Below are 17,363 nucleotides of genomic sequence, written 5' to 3' on the forward strand. Positions count from 1 at the left end.
CGCCGCGCCCCGCATGAAGACCACGGGCGACCAGCAACTCGTCAAGCGCATCAACCGCAGCGTGCTGCTGCGACTGGTGCGCGAACGCCCCGGCCTGTCGCGCGCGCAACTGGCCAGCCACAGTGGACTGACCAAATCCACCGTCAGCCTGCTGGTGCGCGAACTGGTCGAGCAGGGCTGGCTCGGTGAGGCACCGGCCACGACCACGGCCGGCATCGGCCGGCCTTCCACGCCCTTGCGCATCCATCCCCATGCGCGCGGCATCATCGGCATCGAGACCGCCGTCGATTGCGTGCGGGTGGTCGCCGTGTCCTTGCTGGGCGAAGTCTGGTGGTCGGGCGAGGAGCCCCTGGCCAGCACGGCGCCGGCGGCCGCGTGCGCCCAGGCGGCGCGGCTGGCGCGCCTGGCCTACGACGGCATGGCCGCGCGCGGCCTGCGCCTGTCGGGCGTGGGCCTGGGCCTGCCCGGCGCCTTCGACGAGGCCACGGGCGTGGTGCGCTTCGCGCCCAACCTGGGCTGGCGCAATGTGGACTTCCTGCCTCTGCTCACACGCGCGCTGGCGGCGGCCGGCCTGCCCGAGGTTCCGGTCCACACGCAGAACGAGGCCGATGCCGCAGCGCTGAGCGAATACGAGTTCGCCAGCGGCGATGGCGAGGATGCCCTGGTCTTCGTCAACTGCGACGTCGGCGTCGGCGCGGGCATCGTCCTGAACGACCGCCTCTTCACCGGAGCGCAAGGCATGGCCGGCGAGATCGGCCACACCATCGTCCAGGTCGACGGGCCCCTGTGCTCCTGCGGCAGGCGCGGCTGCGCCGAGGCCTTCATCGGCGCGCGGGCCATCGCCGGGGAGGCCGCGGCGATGGGCCACACCCGGCAGGCGGGGCAGTTCCTGGGCGTGCTGCTGCAAAACCTGTGGACCACCTTCAATCCGCGCGTGCTGGTGCTGGGCGGCTCGTCCTGCGTGGGGCACCCGGCGCTGGTGCAGGTGGCGCAGGACACCTTGAACGCCTACGCCGCCAGCGCCGGCATGGCCGCGCCGGCGCTGCGTGTGGCGCGCTACGGAATGCTCGCTCCGGCCGTGGGCGCGGCCGCACTGGTGCTGCACCAGTACCTGCGGCCCATGCATCCGCGCCAGACCGCAAGGCAGCTGCCCTGAACGGCGCCCCGCCCGCCTAGACCGCCCATTGCCACATGGATTGCGGCAGCGGCGCCGGCTGGAAAGCCAGGCCCCAGGCCGAGGCGGTGGTGCGCAGGACCCGCACGGCGCTGGCGTTGGCGGCAGACACCATCGCAGGCCTCAGCTTCCCGCGGCGATGTGCGCATCCGGGAAGAAGTAGTCCTTCACCGAGGCCGGCTTGTTGCGGATGGCGCCCACGCGGTGCAGGAAGCTGGCCAGGCCAAAGGTGTTCTGCGGTGTGATCTTGAACTGCACTTCCGGATTGCGGATCACGCGCAGCAGCAGCTCGCGGTCGGTCTTGGAATTGGCCACCCGCAGGTAGGTGTCGGCGGCCTTCTCCGGGTTGGCCGTGGTCCACTGCGCCGCTTCCTGCAGCGCGTCAAGGAAGGCCCTGTAGGTCTTGGGATTGTCGGCGCGGAACTTCTCTGTCGCGTACAGCACCGTTGCCGAGGACGGGCCGCCCAGCACCTCGTAGGAGTTGAGCACGATGCGCGCGTTGGGGTTGGCGGCCAGCGACTGATCCTGGAAAGGCGGGTTGCCGAAATGCGCGCTGATCTCGGTGCCGCCCTTGATGATGGCGGCCGTGGCGTCGGGATGGGGCAAGGCCACCTGCAGGCGGTCGAGCCGGTTGAACTGGGCGTCGCCCCAGAGCTTGGCCGAGGCGAACTGCAGCACGCGCGATTGCACCGACACGCCCACGGCGGGCAGCGCGATCCTGTCCTTGTCGCTGAAGTCGGCAATGGTCTTGACCGCCGGGTTGTTGGTCACCAGGTAATAGGGGAAGTTGCCCAGCGAGGCGACGCCGCGCACGTTCTGCTTGCCGTAGGTCCGGTCCCAGATGGTCAGCAGCGGGCCGACGCCGGCCGCGGCGATGTCCACCGAGCCGCCCAGCAGCGCGTCGTTCACCGACGCGCCACCCGACAGCTTGATGAATTCAACCTTGATGTCGACGCCGGCGGCCTTGCCGTGCTTTTCGACCAGCTTCTGGTCCTGCGCCACGTTCAGCAGCAGGTAGACGATGCCGAACTGTTCGGCGATGCGCAGCTGGCCTTCGGCCCGCGCCGCCGGTGACAGGGCGGCCAGGGTGGCAGCGAGCAGCAGGCCGCGGGACAGGACACGTGGGATCTTCATGAACAGCTCTTTCGCAAAAGAGCCCGACTCTAGGGACTGGCGGCGCCGGATGGAAATACCGACTTGTCGCTTGCATAGGAGAAAAACATCCAAGGCGCGCTTCAGACACTCCGGTTGTTTGCTCCCAACTTTTTCATTCTTTGCGCCGGCGCCGCACCCTCTTACAGTCGGGCTGACAATGAGCACGCCGATCCATCTGACCTACCTGAACCACGCCGACGTCCAGGCCCTGGCCATGACGGACGCCGAGATCGTCTCGGCCGTCGAGGACGGCCTGCGGGCCCAGGGCCTGGGCCAGGCCGTCATCGAGCCCCGCATGCACCTGGTTCCGGAGAAGGACTACCCAGGCCACTTCAATGTGCTGCGCGGCTACATCCGCCCCCTGGGCGTGGCCGGCGTCAAGACCGTGGGCGACTTCTACCGCAACTACGAGATCGGCCTGCCCTCGGAGCTGGCGCTGCTGAACCTGTTCGACCCCAGGACCGGCGCGCCCATCGCCATCATCGACGCCTCCGACATCACGGACATGCGCACCGGGGCCGTGACCGCCATTGGCGCCCGCCATCTGGCCCGCAAGGACTCGAAGGTGCTGGGACACATCGGCGCGCGCGGCACTTCGTACTGGAACGTCCGCCTGCTCGATGCCATCTTTGACTTCGACGAGATCCGCGTCCATTCGCGCCGGCCGGAGAGCCGCGACGCCTTCGCCGCGCGGCTGGAGCACGACCTGGGCAAGAAGATCACGGTGACAACCGATTGGGAATCCTGCGTGCGCGGCGCCGACATCGTGGTCGAGGCCTCGCGGCTGGAGCAGCCCGAGCCGTTGCTCAAGACGCAGTGGATCAAGAAGGGCGCCTGCGTCATCCCCTACGGCACCATGAGCGCGGTGGAGCTGTCGCTGACCGACATCATGGACAAGATGGTCATGGACCACTGGGGCCAGGCCAGGTCCGGCCCCTTCGGTGCCCTGCGCGCCCACGTGGACAGCGGCCGTCTGTCCGAGCAGACCCTGCATGCCGAGCTGGGCGAGATCGTGGCCGGCCTGAAGCCGGGCCGCCAGAGCGAGGACGAGACCAACCTGTTCTGGCACCGAGGACTGTCGCTGTCAGACATTGCCCTGGGCAGCGCCATGCTGCGCAAGGCCCAGGCACTGGGCATCGGCCAGGTCCTGCGCTACAGGTAAGAGAGCGCAGATGCCCGTTGCCAACGCCCGCATGTATTCGGCCACGCCCCAGCTGCGCGCCGACTGGAAAGCGCTGCTGGCCTGGGTGCTGCAGCAGGCCGGCCTGCCCTGGGAGGTGATCGACCACGACCCGCCGGCGCCGCTCAACGCCCTGTGGGCACGCGATGACCTGGGCCTGGCGATGATGTGCGGCCTGCCGTACGCGCAGCGCGCCATCCGTCCACTGCTGGTCGCCGCGCCCATTCCCTCGCCGGCGCGCTACGGCGGCCGGCCGGTGTACTTCACCGACATCGTGGTGCGCTCCGACGCAGCCTTCACAAGGCTCGAAGACACTTTCGGCGGCACCGTCGGCTACACGCTGGCCGACTCCATGTCGGGTGGCGTCGCCTTGCGCGACCATCTCGCGCCTTACCGCAGCGCCCGCGGCGAGCGGCTCTATGCGCGCGCAGTTGGCAACCTCATCCACGCCCGGGGTGTGATCGAGGCCCTGGTGCGCGGCGAGATCGACGTCGGCCCGCTGGACAGCTACTACCACGACCTGTTGCGCCAGGACGACCCGGCCTTCGCGGCCCAGGTGCGGACCATCGCGAGCACGCAGGCGCGGCCCATTCCGCCCCTGGTGGCGACGGCACCCTTGCGCGACGCGCAGTTGCAGGCCTTGCGCAGCGCGTTGCAGGCGAGCATTGCCGCTCCCGCGCTGGCCGAAGTCCGCCAGCGCTTGCTGCTGGCCGGCTTCGCCGAACCCGAAGCTGCGAGCTACGACAGCCTGCCTGCCATCGCTGCGCAGCCCATGCCTGCTTTCGAGGCGCTGTGAACCCATGAAGCTGGACTGGGACCGTTACGAGCTGCCCACCGTGCTGTTGGGGCTGGTGCTGTATGCCTGCTGGCTGGCCCTGACCTGGTGGCACGCCTCCATTCCCTTTGTTGTGCTGCTCCTGGCCGGTGGCTATGTGACCCAATGGCACTTCTCGCTGCAGCATGAAAGCATCCATGGCCTGCGCCACTGGCCAGCGTGGCTGCGCAGCGTTTTTGTCTGGCCGCCGATCGGCCTGTGGATGCCCTACCCCATCTACCACCGCAGCCACAGCACCCACCACGTCAACTTCAACATCACCCATCCGCAGCGCGACACCGAGAGCTACTACCAGCTGCGCGACACCTGGGCCCAGGCCGGGCCTTGGCAGCGGCGCCTGCCCCTGCTGAACCAGACCCTGTGGTTCCGGCTGGTGTTCGGCCCCTTCCTGCGCCTGTGGAAGCTGGCCCGGCGCGAGACCGGCCGCGTGCGCAACGGCGATTTCTCCAATGTGCGGCACTGGGTCACGCATGCGTTGAGCCTGGCCGTGCTGCTGTCCTGGGTTCTCGCCATCTGCGACATGCCCTGGTCTGCTTTGCCTGGCCCGGCATGTCGCTGGGCATGCTGCGCACCTTCACCGAACATCGCTGGGGCGACAAGCCCATGGAGCGGGTCGCCATCGTGGAGTCGAACACGCTGATGGGCGTTCTCTATCTGTACAACAACCTGCACCTGGTGCACCACCGCTCGCCCACCCTGCCCTGGTACCGCATCCCTGCGAAATGGCGCGCCCAGCGCGCCGAGATGCTGGCAACCAACCGGGACTTCTATTACCGCGGCTATCTGGAGATCGCGCGCCGCTTCCTGTTCCGCCCGGTGTTCGACCCGGCGCATCCGCGCTGGTGAACGCCTGCCCTCCCGCCTTCCTTCGTCTTGTCTCTCCTGGAGCTCCCATGAAAACCCTGAACCGGCTGCTGGCCGCCCTGATCCCCCTGCTCGCCGGTGCCGCCCTGGCCCAGGACTACCCGTCCAAGCCCATCCACTTCGTCGTGCCTTACCCGGCCGGCGGCATCGCCGACAAGGTGGCGCGCGACGCGGCCGACGAACTGCAGCGGCGCCTGAAGCAGCCGGTGATCGTGGAAAACCGTGTCGGCGCGGCCGGCAACATCGGCTTTGACCATGTGGCACGCCAGCCCGCCGACGGCTACACGCTGCTGCTGGCACCGGCTTCCAACCTCACGGTGCAACCGGCGCTGTTCAAGACCCTGTCCTACGACCTGGAGAAGGACTTCACACCGGTCTCCCTGCTGGTGCTCACCCCGCAAGTCCTGCTGGTCCATCCCGGCGTGCCGGCGGCGACGCCGAAAGAGCTGATCGAGTATTCGAAGAAGAACCCGGGCAAGGTCAACTTCGGCGTCAGCCTGGGCGCCTACTCGCACCTGGCCGGCGAACTGCTCAAGTCGCAGACGGGAGCGGACTTCACCGCCATCCCCTACCAGGGCGCGGCCCCGGCCATGAACGATCTGCTGGGTGGCCAGACGCAGTTCATCTTCAACGAGGTGATCACTGCCATTCCCAACGTCCAGGCCGGCAAGCTCAAGCCGCTGGCCATCGCCTACAAGAGCCGCGCGCCCTGGCTGCCCAATGTGCCGACGATGGCGGAAGCGGGTTTTCCCGGCTTCGAGGTGACGTCCTGGTACGCCGTGGTGGCGCGCAGCGGCACACCACGCGCCATCATCGACAAGGTGTCCAGGGAACTGGCCGCCGTGGTGCAGGGCCCGGAATTCAAGAAGCGCTACGACGACATCGGGGCCTTCACCATCGGCAGCACGCCGGAGGAACTGGGCAGCTTCATCAAATCCGAAACCGTCAAATGGACGGCCGTGATCAAGCGCTCGGGCATCCAGCCGAACTGAGCCGCACTGCGCCAGCGCAGGCCTCAGACCTTTGCCTCATATCCAATCGAATTTTGATTCGTTCTCTTTTGGGTGCCGGCCTTCCACAATCAACGCCGATGACAAATTGCGTTGAGTCGGCACAAGCGCCCATGGCGCAAGCATTGAGCAGGTCCTCGGTCAGGCAGGCTGCCGCGCACGTGCTGGCCGTCACCGTCCAGGCCTGGGGCATTGCCAGTGCGTCGCCGCATGCGCTGGCGCGCCGGGCCCCGCACGGCTACGTTCCGGTGCGCGCACGGCGGCGCCTGCAGGCCAGCGCCAACGCGGCCGCGAGCAGCCCAGCCTGCATCGCCCATTCCTGGTAGGCGACGATCCGCCTTGACTCCTGATTTGATAGCGCTCCAGGTCCAATCGGCGGGGGCCGGAGCCTTATTTACCTCTCAAATGGCTGAAACTCAACGACAAATGCACCTGGGCGCCTTCTTCTTCGGCGTCGGCCACCACCTGGCGGCCTGGCGGCATCCGGACGTGGACCCATCGGCCGGCGGCCGCATCGAAGCCCTGCGCGAGTGGACCCGCATCGCCGAAGACGCGAAGTTCGACGCCATCTTCTTCGCCGACAACGTGGGCCTGCCCGAAGCGCCGAACCATGTGGTGGCCAAGAACGCCCTGTGGTATCCGCTGGACCCGCTGCTGAGCCTGGCGGCGCTGTCGCAATCGACCACCCACATCGGCCTGGTGGCCACGGTCTCGGCCACCTACCTGCCGCCCTACCACCTGGCGCGCAAGTACGCCTCGCTCGACCAGATCAGCGGCGGGCGCAGCGGCTGGAACCTGGTCACCTCGGGCAGCGATTTCGAGGCGCGCAGCTTCGGCCTGGACCAGCAGCTGGGCCATGCCCACCGCTACGCACGGGCCCATGAGTACGTGCAGATCGTCAAGGGCCTGTGGGACACCTGGGAAGACGAGGCCTTTGTCCACGACAAGGCCGCCAACCGCTTCTTCGACCCGGCCAGGCTGCACCGCGTGGCCCATGAGGGGGAGCACTTCAAAGTGCATGGCGGCCTGCAGACGCCGCGCGCGCCGCAGGGCTACCCTGTGCTGGTGCAGGCCGGATCCTCCGGCGACGGCCAGGACCTGGCGGCGGCGACGGCCGAAGTCGTCTTCACCGCGCAGCAGACGGTGCAGGAGGCGCGGGCCTTCTACAGCGGCCTCAAGGGCCGGCTGGCTGCGCACGGCCGCACGCCGGACCAGTTGAAAATCATGCCGGGCATCTCGCCCTTCATCGGTCGCAGCCAGCAGGAGGCGCAAGAGAAGTTCGAGCAACTGCAGGGGCTCATCGACCCGGTGCTGGGCGTCGGCCTGCTGTCCACCTTCCTGGGCAACGTCGACCTGTCGGGCTATTCGGTGGACGATCCCTTCCCCGAAGGCCTGCCGGTGACCGAAGGCTGGCGCAGCCGCCAGGCCCTGTTCGAGAGCATGGCGCGGCGCGACAAGCTGAGCATCCGCCAGCTCTATGAAAAGGTGGCGGGCGCGCGCGGCCACTGGACCCTGGTCGGCACGCCGGAGACGATTGCCGACAAGCTGGAAGAGTGGTTCACCACCGGCGCGGCCGACGGCTTCAATGTGCTTGCGCCCACCCTGCCGCACGGCCTGAAGGATTTCGCCGACCTGGTCATCCCCGAACTGCAGCGGCGCGGCCTGTTCCGTACCGAGTACACGGGCCGCACGCTGCGCGAGCACCTGGGCCTGGCGCGGCCGGCCAACCAGCATCGCCGTCCGGACGCTGGTACAGCCGCGTGAGCCAACAGACAGTTTGGTTCCAAGAAACCGACTTTTGAGTCGTTTGCGTTTTGTGGGCCGGCTTTTACAGTGACTGCATGGTGGCTATAGCCGCCTGAAGGCTGGATGGACCAGCCTCACTTGTTCATGGAACCACGATGTCGTCCGTCCTGTCCGAACCTTTGCCCGAAGCCCTCCAGACCGCGCAGGCCGCCGCCCAGGCGGCCGGCCTGCCCTATGCCGGGGGCGTGCCGCCGCAAGTGGCGTGGGCGCTTTTTTCGTCCGGCCAGGCCCTGCTGGTGGATGTGCGCACGGCCGAAGAACGCAAGTTCGTCGGCCAGGTGCCCGACAGCCTGCACGTCCCCTGGGCCAGCGGCACGGCCATGACGCGCAACCCGCGCTTCGTGCGCGAGCTGGAAGTCAAGGTTGGGGGCAAGGAGGCGGTGGTCCTGCTGCTGTGCCGCTCGGGCAAGCGCTCGGCGGCGGCCGCCGAGGCCGCCGCCAAGGCCGGCTTCACCCAGGTGTTCAATGTGCTGGAAGGCTTCGAAGGCGAAATCGACGCGCTGCAGCACCGCGGCACCAGCGATGGCTGGCGCCACCATGGCCTGCCCTGGGTGCAAGACTGATGGCCAGCTTCGACGTCGCCGGCATCGTCCAGGCCCTGCACGGAGCGCGCAGCGACTGGCGCGAGTCGCAAAAGCGCTCGCGCGAGCCTGGCGGCCGCGAATTCCCCTCGCGCGAAGCCGTCGGCGGCATCGTGGAAAGCCTCAAGGGCGCGCTGTTTCCCATGCGCCTGGGGCCGCCCGACCTGCGCCAGGAAAGCGAGGACTTCTACGTCGCCCATACCCTGGACGCGGCTTTGCACGCGCTTCTGGCGCAAGCCAGGCTGGAGCTGCGCTACAGCGCGCGACGCGAAGGCAATGGCGAGCTCGATGCGCAGATCGACGCCAAGGCCCAGGCCCTGGTCCACAGCTTCGCCTCTGCCCTGCCGGCCATACGCCGTCTGCTCGACAGCGATGTGGTCGCCGCCTACCGCGGCGACCCGGCGGCCCGCAGCGTCGACGAGGTCCTGCTTTGCTACCCCGGTGTGCTGGCCATGATCCACCACCGCGTAGCGCACCAGCTGTACCGCCTGGAGCTGCCGCTGCTGGCCCGCATCGTGGCGGAACTGGCGCACAGCCAGACCGGCATCGACCTGCATCCCGGCGCGGCCATCGGCGCGGGCTTTTTCATCGACCACGGCACGGGCGTGGTGATCGGCGAGACAGCGGTCATCGGTGAACGGGTACGGGTCTACCAGGCCGTCACCCTGGGCGCCAAGCGCTTTCCCACCGACGACGACGGCCATCTGCACAAGGGCCTGCCGCGCCACCCCATCGTGGAGGACGACGTGGTGATCTACGCCGGCGCCACCATCCTGGGCCGGGTGACCCTAGGCAAGGGCGCGGTCATCGGTGGCAATGTCTGGCTGACCCATGATGTGCCGGCCGGCGGCAATGTCACGCAGGCCGTCTCGCGCGAGGCCTCGGCCACGAGGGCCGCCCCATGACGCCCCTGGTCGAGAGCTTTGGCATCGCGGTGCGCCAGTCGCGCGAGGCCCAGGGCTGGTCGCAGGAGGCCCTGGCCGGACACTCCAATCTGAACCGCTCCTACGTGGGCGAGATCGAGCGCGGCAAGGCCATCGCCTCGCTGACCACGGTGGAGAAGCTGGCGGGCGCGCTGGGCGTCGCCCCTTCGACCCTGGTCATCCGCGGCGAAGCGGTCAACGAGCAGAACCTGGCCCGCTTCATCAAGTTGACGTCTATAGCATGTTGAGCCCCCGCTGAGCTGGCTGGACACTGCGCAGCAAATCCCAGTCCTTCCTCAACGGAGTGTTCATATGACGGCAACAGTAGGCGGCACCACCGCCCTTGGCGACAACGCCGCGCGGCAACTTGCCAACGCGACCAAGACGGCCCCCCAGCTTGAAACCATCAGCCCGCGCTGGCTCACCCACCTGCTGCAATGGGTGCCGGTCGAAGCGGGCATCTACCGCCTGAACAAGGTCCGCAATCCCGAGTCGATCAAGGTCACCTGCACCGCCAAGGAAAGCGAGAACCAGCTGCCGCGCACCTTTGTGGACTACGAGGAGCAGCCGCGCGAATACTTCCTCAATGCCGTCAGCACCGTGCTGGACGTGCACACCCGCATCTCCGACCTGTACAGCAGCCCGCACGACCAGATCAAGGAGCAGCTGCGCCTGACGATCGAGACGATCAAGGAAAACCAGGAAAGCGAGCTGATCAACAACCCCGACTACGGCCTGCTGGCCCAGGTGACGGACAGCCAGCGCATCCTGCCGCTGACCGGCGCGCCCACCCCGGATGACCTGGACGAATTGCTGACCAAGGTCTGGAAGGAGCCGGCCTTCTTCCTGGCCCATCCACTGGCGATCGCAGCCTTCGGCCGCGAAGCCACCCGGCGCGGCACGCCGCCGCCCACGGTCAGCCTGTTCGGCTCGCAGTTCATCACCTGGCGCGGCGTCCCGCTGATTCCGTCGAACAAGATCCCTGTGGCCGACGGCAAGAGCAAGATCCTGCTGCTGCGCGTGGGCGACAAGCGTCAGGGCGTGGTCGGCCTGTTCCAGCCCGGCCTGCCCGGCGAACAGAGCCCCGGCCTGTCGGTGCGCTTCATGGGCATCAACAACCATGCGATCGCCTCCTACCTGATCTCGCTGTACTGCTCGCTGGCCGTGCTGACCAGCGACGCGCTGGCAGTGCTGGACGACGTCGAGGTCAACAAGTACCACGACTATCCGGACACCTACAAGTAAGAGGCCGCGGATGACCACAAGCTCCCAGCTGGAGGCGCCCATCGATCCGGCACTGCTGGCGCGCATGGCCTCTGCCATGTTCGCGGCCCTGCCCGGCGGGGCCACGCCCGGCGTCCAGGCACCGGTGAACATCGCGCCGCCGGGCTCGCCGCTGGCCAGCCCGGCCGGCTTCGGGCCTTCGGTGCCCGGCACGCCAGTGCCGCAAGGCCTGGTGCCGGGTGCCAACCTGCTGCCCGCATCGCCCACACCACTGGCCTCGCTGGCGCACCGCGCGCCCGCCTTGCTGCCCCATGCGCAGGCAGGCAACGGCGTGCCCGACACGGTGCTGGGCGCGCTGCCGGCCTACGAACCGCGTTTGGGCGGCGCCGTGCTGGGTGTGCCTGAAGTCCAGGGTGCCGGCCTGCAGCAGGCTGCCACGCAGCCCGCAACGGATGACGCAGCCTTCTACTTTTTGAACCAGGGCCACGGCCAGCCGGTGCCTGCCGCCGACCCGCTCGAGGCCCTGGCGCGGGCGCCATTCGCCCTGCCCGCCACACCGCCAGCCAGTCCGGTGAATGCCGCAGCCGTGCCGCAGACCACACCCTCGGACCAGCCCAAGTTCTACTTCGTCGATGCGGTCGTCCTGCCCAGCGGCTACGTCACGCCGGCCAAGCCCGCGCCCCATGGCACGGTACCGCAGGCCGGTCAGGGCCGGCACCCGCCCTTCGATGTGCAGGCCGTGCGGCGCGACTTTCCCATCCTGTCCGAGCGGGTGAACGGCCGCCAGCTGGTCTGGTTCGACAACGCAGCGACCACGCAAAAGCCGCAGGCTGTGATCGACCGCATCTCGTATTTCTACGAACACGAGAACTCCAACATCCATCGCGCGGCCCATGAGCTGGCGGCCCGCGCCACCGACGCCTACGAAGGCGCCCGCGAAAAGGTGCGCAGCTTCCTCAACGCGCCGGATGTCAACGAGGTCATCTTCGTGCGCGGCACCACCGAAGCCATCAACCTGGTGGCCAAGAGCTGGGGCGGCCAGCATGTGGGCGAAGGTGACGAAATCATCGTCTCCCATCTGGAGCACCACGCCAACATCGTGCCCTGGCAACAGCTGGCCGCCGCCAAGGGCGCCAGGCTGCGCGTGATCCCGGTGGACGATTCGGGCCAGGTGCTGCTGGACGAGTACCGCAAGCTGCTCAACGACCGCACCAAGATCGTGGCCGTCACCCAGGTCTCCAATGCCCTGGGCACGGTGGTGCCGGTCAAGGAGATCGTGGAGCTGGCCCACCGCGCCGGCGCCAAGGCCCTGGTGGACGGCGCGCAATCGGTCTCGCACATGCGGGTGGACGTGCAGGACCTGGGCGCGGACTTCTTCGTCTTCTCCGGCCACAAGCTCTTCGGCCCGACCGGCATCGGCGTGGTCTGGGGCAAGCGCGAGGTGCTGGAGGACATGCCGCCCTGGCAGGGCGGCGGCAACATGATCGCCGACGTGACTTTCGAGAAGACCGTGTTCCAGCCGATTCCGAACAAGTTCGAGGCCGGCACAGGCAACATCGCCGACGCCGTGGGCCTGGGCGCGGCGATCGACTATGTGAACAAGATCGGCATCGAGAACATCGGCCGCTACGAGCACGAACTGCTGGACTACGGCATGCGCAAGCTCGGCGAGATCCCGGGCGTCCGGCTGATCGGCACGGCAGCCGACAAGGCCAGCGTGATGTCCTTTGTCCTCAAGGGCCACACCACCGAGGAAGTCGGCCAGGCGCTCAACGACGAAGGCATCGCCGTGCGCACCGGCCACCACTGCGCCCAGCCCATCCTGCGCCGCTTCGGCGTCGAGACCACGGTGCGGCCTTCGCTGGCCTTCTACAACACCTACGACGAGATCGACGGTCTGGTGGCGGTGGTGCGGCGCCTGGCCGGGCAGCGGCGCACGGGCTGAGGGCGCAAGCAGCCTGCGCTGCTTGCGCCGGGAACGCGGCGCGGCGCAGCGCGTGCATAAGCTTCGAATTAAACGTTCGTTGCCAAGCGCGCGGCGGGCGTCGAGACTCGACGCCCCGTGGATCCAATCCTTGCCGCACACCATGACCCGTCTGACCCTGCACACCGAAGCCACCGCCCCCGAAGCCAGCCGCCCCTATGTGCAGCGCGCCCAGGCGAACAACGGCTTCCTGCCCAATCTGATCGGCATCCTGGCCAACTCGCCAGAGGCGCTGGAGACCTACCTCACGGTGGCCGGCATCAATGCGCGGGCGAGCCTGAGCCTGGCTGAGCGCGAGGTCGTGCAAATCACGGCGGCCCGCATCCATGGCTGCGACTTCTGCGTCGCCGGCCACACGGCGGCGGCCCTGAAGCAGGCCAAGTTGCCCACACGCACAGTTGCCGCCCTGCAGCAAGGCAGCACCACCGGCGACGCGCGGCTGGACGCGCTGCGTGAATTCTCCGAAGCGGTGATCGCCCGGCGCGGCGCGGTGGACAACGCGCAACTGGCAGCGGTGCTCGAAGCCGGCTACACCGAGCGGCAGGCGCTGGAGGTGGTGCTGGGCATCAGCCTGGCGACGCTGTGCAACTTCGCCAACAGCCTGGGCCAGAGCCCGGTCAATCCGCAACTGCAGCCCTATCTGCCGGGCAATCTGCGCACCAACGGCCTGCCCCATGCTGGCTGAGGCCGAACGCGCCTGGCTCGCTGCCAACGCGGATGCGCTCGATGCGGACGCCAGCGTGGCGGGCGAGGTCGTGCCACGCCTGGCGCAGGCCGGCCTGTTCGGGCTGGGCGTGCCGCACGAATGGGGTGGCCAGGGCGGCACCGTCTGGCAGGGCATCGAGGCGATTGCGGACGTTGCCGGGCAATCGCTGGCGGCAGCCTTCACGTTCTGGGGGCAGCGCGCCTTCATCGAATACCTGCTGCAGTCGCCGAACGCGGCGCTGCGCCAGCGCTGGCTGCCGCCCTTGCTGGCCGGCACCCAGGCGGGCGCGACGGGACTGTCCAATGCCATGAAGTACCTGAGTGGCATCGAGTCGCTGGGGGTCATCGCGACGGCACTGCCCGGCGCCGCCGGCTGGCGGCTCGACGGCAGCGTGCCGTGGTGCACGAACCTGCGCCCGGCCGGCTTCGTCGCGGCCGTCGCGGCGGCCACCACCGGCGGAGGTTCCCCTCTGGTGGCGGCGCTCGCCGCTGGAAGTGAAGGCCTGGTGCGCAGCGACGACCTGGACCTGATCGCCTTGCGAGGCAGCAACACGGCCTCGCTGAAGATCGATGGCGTGAGGTTGACGCCTGACTACGTGCTGCACGAGGACGCGAATGTCTTCCTCCCCCAGGTGCGGCCGGCCTTCCTGGGCCTGCAATGCGGCCTGTCGATTGGCCTGGCCCGCGCCGCGCTGGAAACTGCAGCGCAGCGCAGCGGCGCCGGCCGTGGGGTGCTGGAAGAGCCCCTGGCCGTCCAGCAAGCGGCATTGTCCAGCGCGGTGGAGGCCTTGCGCAACGGCCTGGAAGACGGCCGACCGGGCAGCCGCTTTCACAAGGAGCCTGCGGCCCTGTTCCGTGTCCGGCTCACGCTCGCCGGCATCGTGCAACAGTCGCTGCTGTTGGAACTCCAGGCCGGTGGCGGCCGCGCCTACCACCGTGACCAGCCTCTGAGCTTCGCCCGCAGGTGGCGCGAGGCGGCGTTCATTCCCATCGTGACGCCCAGCGTCACGCAATTGCAGGGCGCCCTGGCTGCGCAGGCGGCCAGACAGGCGGCGGCGTGAGCACGGCGCCGGTTGTGCAGGCCAGCGGCCTGGGCTTGCGCTATGGGACCCGGACCGACCTCTTTGCCGACGTGTCGCTGCAGGTCGGGCAACGCGAGATCGTCTGCCTGCTGGGCGGCAGCGGCTGCGGCAAATCCACACTGCTGCGCGTGCTCGGACGCCTGGAAGCCGGCGCTTCGGCGCAGGCCAGGGGAGAGGTTCTATTTCTGGGCAGCCCATTGCATGCGCCGCATCCGCGTGCCGCCCTGGTGTTCCAGCAGCCCAGCCTTTTGCCCTGGCTGGACGCCGCCCGCAACGTGGGCTTCGGCCTTGACTTCGCCAGCCAGCCGCCGATCGCACGCGCGGCATTGCGCCAGCGCGTGCACGACGCGCTGGAGGCCGTTGGCCTGGCCGGCCAGGGCGGGCTGTATCCGGCTGAACTCTCCGGCGGCATGGCGCAACGGGTGGCGCTGGCCCGCGCCCTGGCGCGAGAGCCGCAGCTGCTGCTGGCGGATGAACCTTTTTCCGCGCTGGACGCGATCACCCGCGCCGACATGCAGGAGCTGCTGGTCGAACTGGTGCACCGCTGGCAAACCGCCGTGCTGCTGGTGACGCACGACATCGACGAAGCGATCGCGGTCGGGGACCGGATCCTGCTGATGGGCGCGCAGCCGGGGCAGCCGGCGGGAATCGTGCGCGAATGGAATGTCGGCATCACACGCCCACGCGAGGCGCACCCGGCCGCCATCACCGCGCTGCGCCTGGACATCCTGGCCGCGCTGCAAGGTGTGCGCCACACCGTTTCTCTCCCGAACTCCGAAAGGCTCACAGCATGAACCAAAGCAACACGGCTTCCGGCCGCAATCGCCTCGCGCACATCTGCGCCTCCTCCGCCTGCGACTGCGGCCTGACGCGCCGCGACATGCTACGCCTGGGCGCGCTGGCCGGCGCCAGCGTGGCCGCGCCCCTGCTCGCGGCCGGTGACGCGCGCGCCCAGGCCTTCAAGGGCGACGACCAGCCGGTGAAGATCGGCTATCTGCCGATCACCGATGCCACCCCCCTGCTGGTGGCCCATGGCCGCGGCCTGTTCGAGAAGGAGGGCCTGAAAGCCGAGGCACCGCGCCTGTTCCGCTCATGGGCGCAGATCGTCGAAGCCTTCGTCGCGGGCCAGGTCAACGTGATCCACCTGTTGTCGCCGGCGACGCTGTGGGTGCGCTACGGCGCAAAATTTCCCGCCAAGATCGTGGCCTGGAACCATCTGAACGGGTCGGCGCTCACGGTCCTGCCCGAAATCAACACGCTGTCGCAGCTGGGCGGGCGCACGGTCGCCATTCCGTTCTGGTATTCCATCCACAACATCCTGCTGCAGGACATTTTTCGCAAGGAGGGCCTGACCGCTGTCAGTGCGGCGCGCGGCGCGCAGGTCGGCCCCAAGGAGGTCAACCTGGTGGTGCTGGCGCCCGCAGAGATGGTCTCGGCCCTGGCCGCCAAGTCGATCGCGGGCTACATCGTGGCCGATCCATTCAATGCAGCGGCGGAAATCGCAGGCGTCGGCAAGATCCTGCGCTTTTCAGGCGACGTGTGGCGCGACCATGCCTGCTGCGTCACCTTCCTGGCCGAGCGTGACGTCGCCGACAAGCCTGAGTGGGCGCAACGCGTGACCAATGCCCTGGTGAAGGCCCAGCTGTGGACCCGCGACAACCGGCTGGAGACCGCGACCCTGCTGTCCAGCGCGGGCGAGCGCAAATACACGCCGCATCCGCCGCGCACGCTGGCCAAGGTCCTGGCTGCCACCGACTATGTCGAATATGAGAAGGCCGGCGTGGTGGTCAACAAGGGCTGGCACCAGCGGCGCATCGACTTCCAGCCTTATCCCTACGCGTCCTACACCGAGCAGCTGGTGCGCGCCATCAAGGCGACCAAGGTGGAGGGCGACACGGCCTTCCTCAACGCGCTTGATCCGAAGTTCGTGGCGCGCGACCTGGTGGACGACCGCTTCGTGCGCAAGGCGATCCAGGCCGCCGGCGGCCCACAGGTGTTTGGGATATCGGCCGACTACACGCGGCGCGAGGTCATCATTGCCTGAGGCGGCTCGCCGCATCGGGCTTCCCCTGGCGGGCATCGCGCTCGTCCTGGCACTGTGGTCACTGGGCGCAACGCTGCTGACAGCGCGCACGCCGGTGGCAGCGGCCTTCGCGCCCCTGCCTTCGCTGCAGGCGCTGGGGCGCCTGCTCACCGGCGCCGACATCTGGTACCACACGCTGCTGAGCCTGCAGCGCGTGGCCATCGGCCTGCTGCTGGCGATCGGCTTGGGCGTGCCGCTGGGCATCCTGACCGGTCTGTGGCGCAGTTTCGCCCAGGCCACGACTCCCGCGTTCCAGTTTCTGCGCATGATTTCGCCCTTGTCCTGGATGCCGATCGCGGTGATGGTGCTGGGTGTGGGCGATGCGCCGGTGTATTTCCTGCTGGCATTCGCCGCCGTCTGGCCAGTGCTGCTGAACACGGCGGCCGGCGTGGGTCAGCTCGATCCCAACTGGCTGCTGCTGGCGCGCAGCCTCTCGGCCACGCGGCGCGAGACAGTTCTGCGCGTGATCCTGCCGGGCATCACGGCCCACATCCTGACAGGCCTGCGCCTGGCCATTGGCATTATCTGGATCGTGCTGGTCCCGGCCGAAATGCTGGGTGTGTCGGCCGGCCTGGGCTACTTCATCTTGGACACACGCGACCGGCTTGCGTATTCGGAACTGATGGCGGCGATCGTGCTGATCGGCGCCCTGGGCTACCTGCTGGACCACCTCGCCCGCTGGCTCCATGCGCGCTGGTTGCACGCCTGAAGCCTCATCCTGCGGTGTGTCCGCCGCCTGGGGACACACCGGCGACGC

General features: G+C 68.5%; 17 protein-coding genes and 1 pseudogene. 17 read left to right on the forward strand and 1 reads right to left on the reverse strand.

All coding sequences use genetic code 11. The features are described from left to right. Positions 1–13 precede the first annotated feature (13 nt). Positions 14–1,156 carry an ROK family transcriptional regulator gene (locus Q0632_RS06170; RefSeq protein WP_298925813.1) on the forward strand — a complete coding sequence of 381 codons (1,143 nt, stop codon included), beginning with the start codon at positions 14–16 and terminating at the stop codon, positions 1,154–1,156. 141 nt (positions 1,157–1,297) lie between these two features. Here the strand turns inward: Q0632_RS06170 and Q0632_RS06175 are convergent, their stop codons facing one another. Continuing rightward, positions 1,298–2,308 carry an ABC transporter substrate-binding protein gene (locus Q0632_RS06175; protein ID WP_298925816.1) on the reverse strand — a complete coding sequence of 337 codons (1,011 nt, stop codon included), beginning with the start codon at positions 2,306–2,308 and terminating at the stop codon, positions 1,298–1,300. Between the two features lie 178 nt (positions 2,309–2,486). Here Q0632_RS06175 and Q0632_RS06180 point away from each other — a divergent pair, with 178 nt between their 5' ends. The 16 genes and pseudogenes from Q0632_RS06180 (at position 2,487) to Q0632_RS06255 (ending at position 17,315) form a co-directional block, all read left to right on the forward strand. Beyond that, positions 2,487–3,491 (forward strand): ornithine cyclodeaminase family protein, encoded by a 1,005-nt coding sequence (locus Q0632_RS06180; RefSeq protein WP_298925818.1) that lies wholly within the window; start codon positions 2,487–2,489, stop codon positions 3,489–3,491. Positions 3,492–3,501: 10 nt separating this feature from the next. After that, complete coding sequence (locus tag Q0632_RS06185; protein ID WP_298925821.1) at positions 3,502–4,305, forward strand: PhnD/SsuA/transferrin family substrate-binding protein; 804 nt, start codon at positions 3,502–3,504, stop codon at positions 4,303–4,305. A gap of 4 nt (positions 4,306–4,309) precedes the next feature. Continuing rightward, positions 4,310–5,190, forward strand: a pseudogene (locus Q0632_RS06190) (fatty acid desaturase). Between the two features lie 47 nt (positions 5,191–5,237). Next, positions 5,238–6,200, forward strand: a complete 963-nt coding sequence (locus Q0632_RS06195; RefSeq protein WP_298925823.1) for a tripartite tricarboxylate transporter substrate binding protein — start codon at positions 5,238–5,240, stop codon at positions 6,198–6,200. 98 nt (positions 6,201–6,298) lie between these two features. Further along, the gene (locus Q0632_RS06200) at positions 6,299–6,544 is read left to right on the forward strand and encodes a hypothetical protein (protein WP_298925826.1); all 246 of its coding nucleotides are present in this window, start codon (positions 6,299–6,301) and stop codon (positions 6,542–6,544) included. 100 nt (positions 6,545–6,644) lie between these two features. After that, positions 6,645–7,982, forward strand: a complete 1,338-nt coding sequence (locus Q0632_RS06205; RefSeq protein ID WP_298925829.1) for an LLM class flavin-dependent oxidoreductase — start codon at positions 6,645–6,647, stop codon at positions 7,980–7,982. Positions 7,983–8,119: 137 nt separating this feature from the next. Beyond that, positions 8,120–8,587: a rhodanese-like domain-containing protein gene (locus Q0632_RS06210; protein WP_298925832.1), complete on the forward strand. Its 468-nt coding sequence runs from the start codon at positions 8,120–8,122 to the stop codon at positions 8,585–8,587. Then, the gene (gene epsC, locus Q0632_RS06215) at positions 8,587–9,510 is read left to right on the forward strand and encodes a serine O-acetyltransferase EpsC (RefSeq protein ID WP_298925835.1); all 924 of its coding nucleotides are present in this window, start codon (positions 8,587–8,589) and stop codon (positions 9,508–9,510) included. Before Q0632_RS06210 ends, epsC begins: the two co-directional genes overlap by 1 nt. Continuing rightward, positions 9,507–9,776: a helix-turn-helix transcriptional regulator gene (locus Q0632_RS06220; RefSeq protein ID WP_298925840.1), complete on the forward strand. Its 270-nt coding sequence runs from the start codon at positions 9,507–9,509 to the stop codon at positions 9,774–9,776. Before epsC ends, Q0632_RS06220 begins: the two co-directional genes overlap by 4 nt. Positions 9,777–9,840: 64 nt before the next feature. After that, positions 9,841–10,773, forward strand: a complete 933-nt coding sequence (locus Q0632_RS06225; protein WP_298925842.1) for a family 2A encapsulin nanocompartment shell protein — start codon at positions 9,841–9,843, stop codon at positions 10,771–10,773. Positions 10,774–10,783: 10 nt separating this feature from the next. Continuing rightward, positions 10,784–12,697 carry a family 2A encapsulin nanocompartment cargo protein cysteine desulfurase gene (locus Q0632_RS06230; RefSeq protein WP_298925845.1) on the forward strand — a complete coding sequence of 638 codons (1,914 nt, stop codon included), beginning with the start codon at positions 10,784–10,786 and terminating at the stop codon, positions 12,695–12,697. A gap of 142 nt (positions 12,698–12,839) precedes the next feature. Then, positions 12,840–13,421, forward strand: a complete 582-nt coding sequence (locus Q0632_RS06235) for a carboxymuconolactone decarboxylase family protein (RefSeq protein WP_298925848.1) — start codon at positions 12,840–12,842, stop codon at positions 13,419–13,421. Further along, positions 13,411–14,502, forward strand: a complete 1,092-nt coding sequence (locus tag Q0632_RS06240) for an acyl-CoA dehydrogenase family protein (protein ID WP_298925851.1) — start codon at positions 13,411–13,413, stop codon at positions 14,500–14,502. The genes Q0632_RS06235 and Q0632_RS06240 overlap by 11 nt, the downstream gene beginning before the upstream one ends. Beyond that, positions 14,499–15,317, forward strand: a complete 819-nt coding sequence (locus Q0632_RS06245; protein WP_298925854.1) for an ABC transporter ATP-binding protein — start codon at positions 14,499–14,501, stop codon at positions 15,315–15,317. The genes Q0632_RS06240 and Q0632_RS06245 overlap by 4 nt, the downstream gene beginning before the upstream one ends. Further along, positions 15,314–16,567: an ABC transporter substrate-binding protein gene (locus Q0632_RS06250; RefSeq protein WP_298925857.1), complete on the forward strand. Its 1,254-nt coding sequence runs from the start codon at positions 15,314–15,316 to the stop codon at positions 16,565–16,567. Before Q0632_RS06245 ends, Q0632_RS06250 begins: the two co-directional genes overlap by 4 nt. Continuing rightward, positions 16,560–17,315 carry an ABC transporter permease gene (locus tag Q0632_RS06255; RefSeq protein WP_298925860.1) on the forward strand — a complete coding sequence of 252 codons (756 nt, stop codon included), beginning with the start codon at positions 16,560–16,562 and terminating at the stop codon, positions 17,313–17,315. Before Q0632_RS06250 ends, Q0632_RS06255 begins: the two co-directional genes overlap by 8 nt. Positions 17,316–17,363: the final 48 nt, after the last annotated feature.

Origin of the sequence: uncultured Ramlibacter sp. (genome assembly GCF_936925435.1) — a bacterium.
Taxonomy (GTDB): Bacteria; Pseudomonadota; Gammaproteobacteria; order Burkholderiales; family Burkholderiaceae_C; genus Ramlibacter.

Excerpts from the sequence above, each read along its gene's own strand:
- Q0632_RS06170 (WP_298925813.1), top strand. The coding sequence starts at position 14 with ATGAAGACCACGGGCGACCAGCAACTCGTCAAGCGCATCAACCGCAGC.
- Q0632_RS06175 (WP_298925816.1), bottom strand. The coding sequence starts at position 2,308 with ATGAAGATCCCACGTGTCCTGTCCCGCGGCCTGCTGCTCGCTGCCACC.
- Q0632_RS06180 (WP_298925818.1), top strand. The coding sequence starts at position 2,487 with ATGAGCACGCCGATCCATCTGACCTACCTGAACCACGCCGACGTCCAG.
- Q0632_RS06185 (WP_298925821.1), top strand. The coding sequence starts at position 3,502 with ATGCCCGTTGCCAACGCCCGCATGTATTCGGCCACGCCCCAGCTGCGC.
- Q0632_RS06195 (WP_298925823.1), top strand. The coding sequence starts at position 5,238 with ATGAAAACCCTGAACCGGCTGCTGGCCGCCCTGATCCCCCTGCTCGCC.
- Q0632_RS06200 (WP_298925826.1), top strand. The coding sequence starts at position 6,299 with ATGACAAATTGCGTTGAGTCGGCACAAGCGCCCATGGCGCAAGCATTG.
- Q0632_RS06205 (WP_298925829.1), top strand. The coding sequence starts at position 6,645 with ATGCACCTGGGCGCCTTCTTCTTCGGCGTCGGCCACCACCTGGCGGCC.
- Q0632_RS06210 (WP_298925832.1), top strand. The coding sequence starts at position 8,120 with ATGTCGTCCGTCCTGTCCGAACCTTTGCCCGAAGCCCTCCAGACCGCG.
- epsC (WP_298925835.1), top strand. The coding sequence starts at position 8,587 with ATGGCCAGCTTCGACGTCGCCGGCATCGTCCAGGCCCTGCACGGAGCG.
- Q0632_RS06220 (WP_298925840.1), top strand. The coding sequence starts at position 9,507 with ATGACGCCCCTGGTCGAGAGCTTTGGCATCGCGGTGCGCCAGTCGCGC.
- Q0632_RS06225 (WP_298925842.1), top strand. The coding sequence starts at position 9,841 with ATGACGGCAACAGTAGGCGGCACCACCGCCCTTGGCGACAACGCCGCG.
- Q0632_RS06230 (WP_298925845.1), top strand. The coding sequence starts at position 10,784 with ATGACCACAAGCTCCCAGCTGGAGGCGCCCATCGATCCGGCACTGCTG.
- Q0632_RS06235 (WP_298925848.1), top strand. The coding sequence starts at position 12,840 with ATGACCCGTCTGACCCTGCACACCGAAGCCACCGCCCCCGAAGCCAGC.
- Q0632_RS06240 (WP_298925851.1), top strand. The coding sequence starts at position 13,411 with ATGCTGGCTGAGGCCGAACGCGCCTGGCTCGCTGCCAACGCGGATGCG.
- Q0632_RS06250 (WP_298925857.1), top strand. The coding sequence starts at position 15,314 with ATGAACCAAAGCAACACGGCTTCCGGCCGCAATCGCCTCGCGCACATC.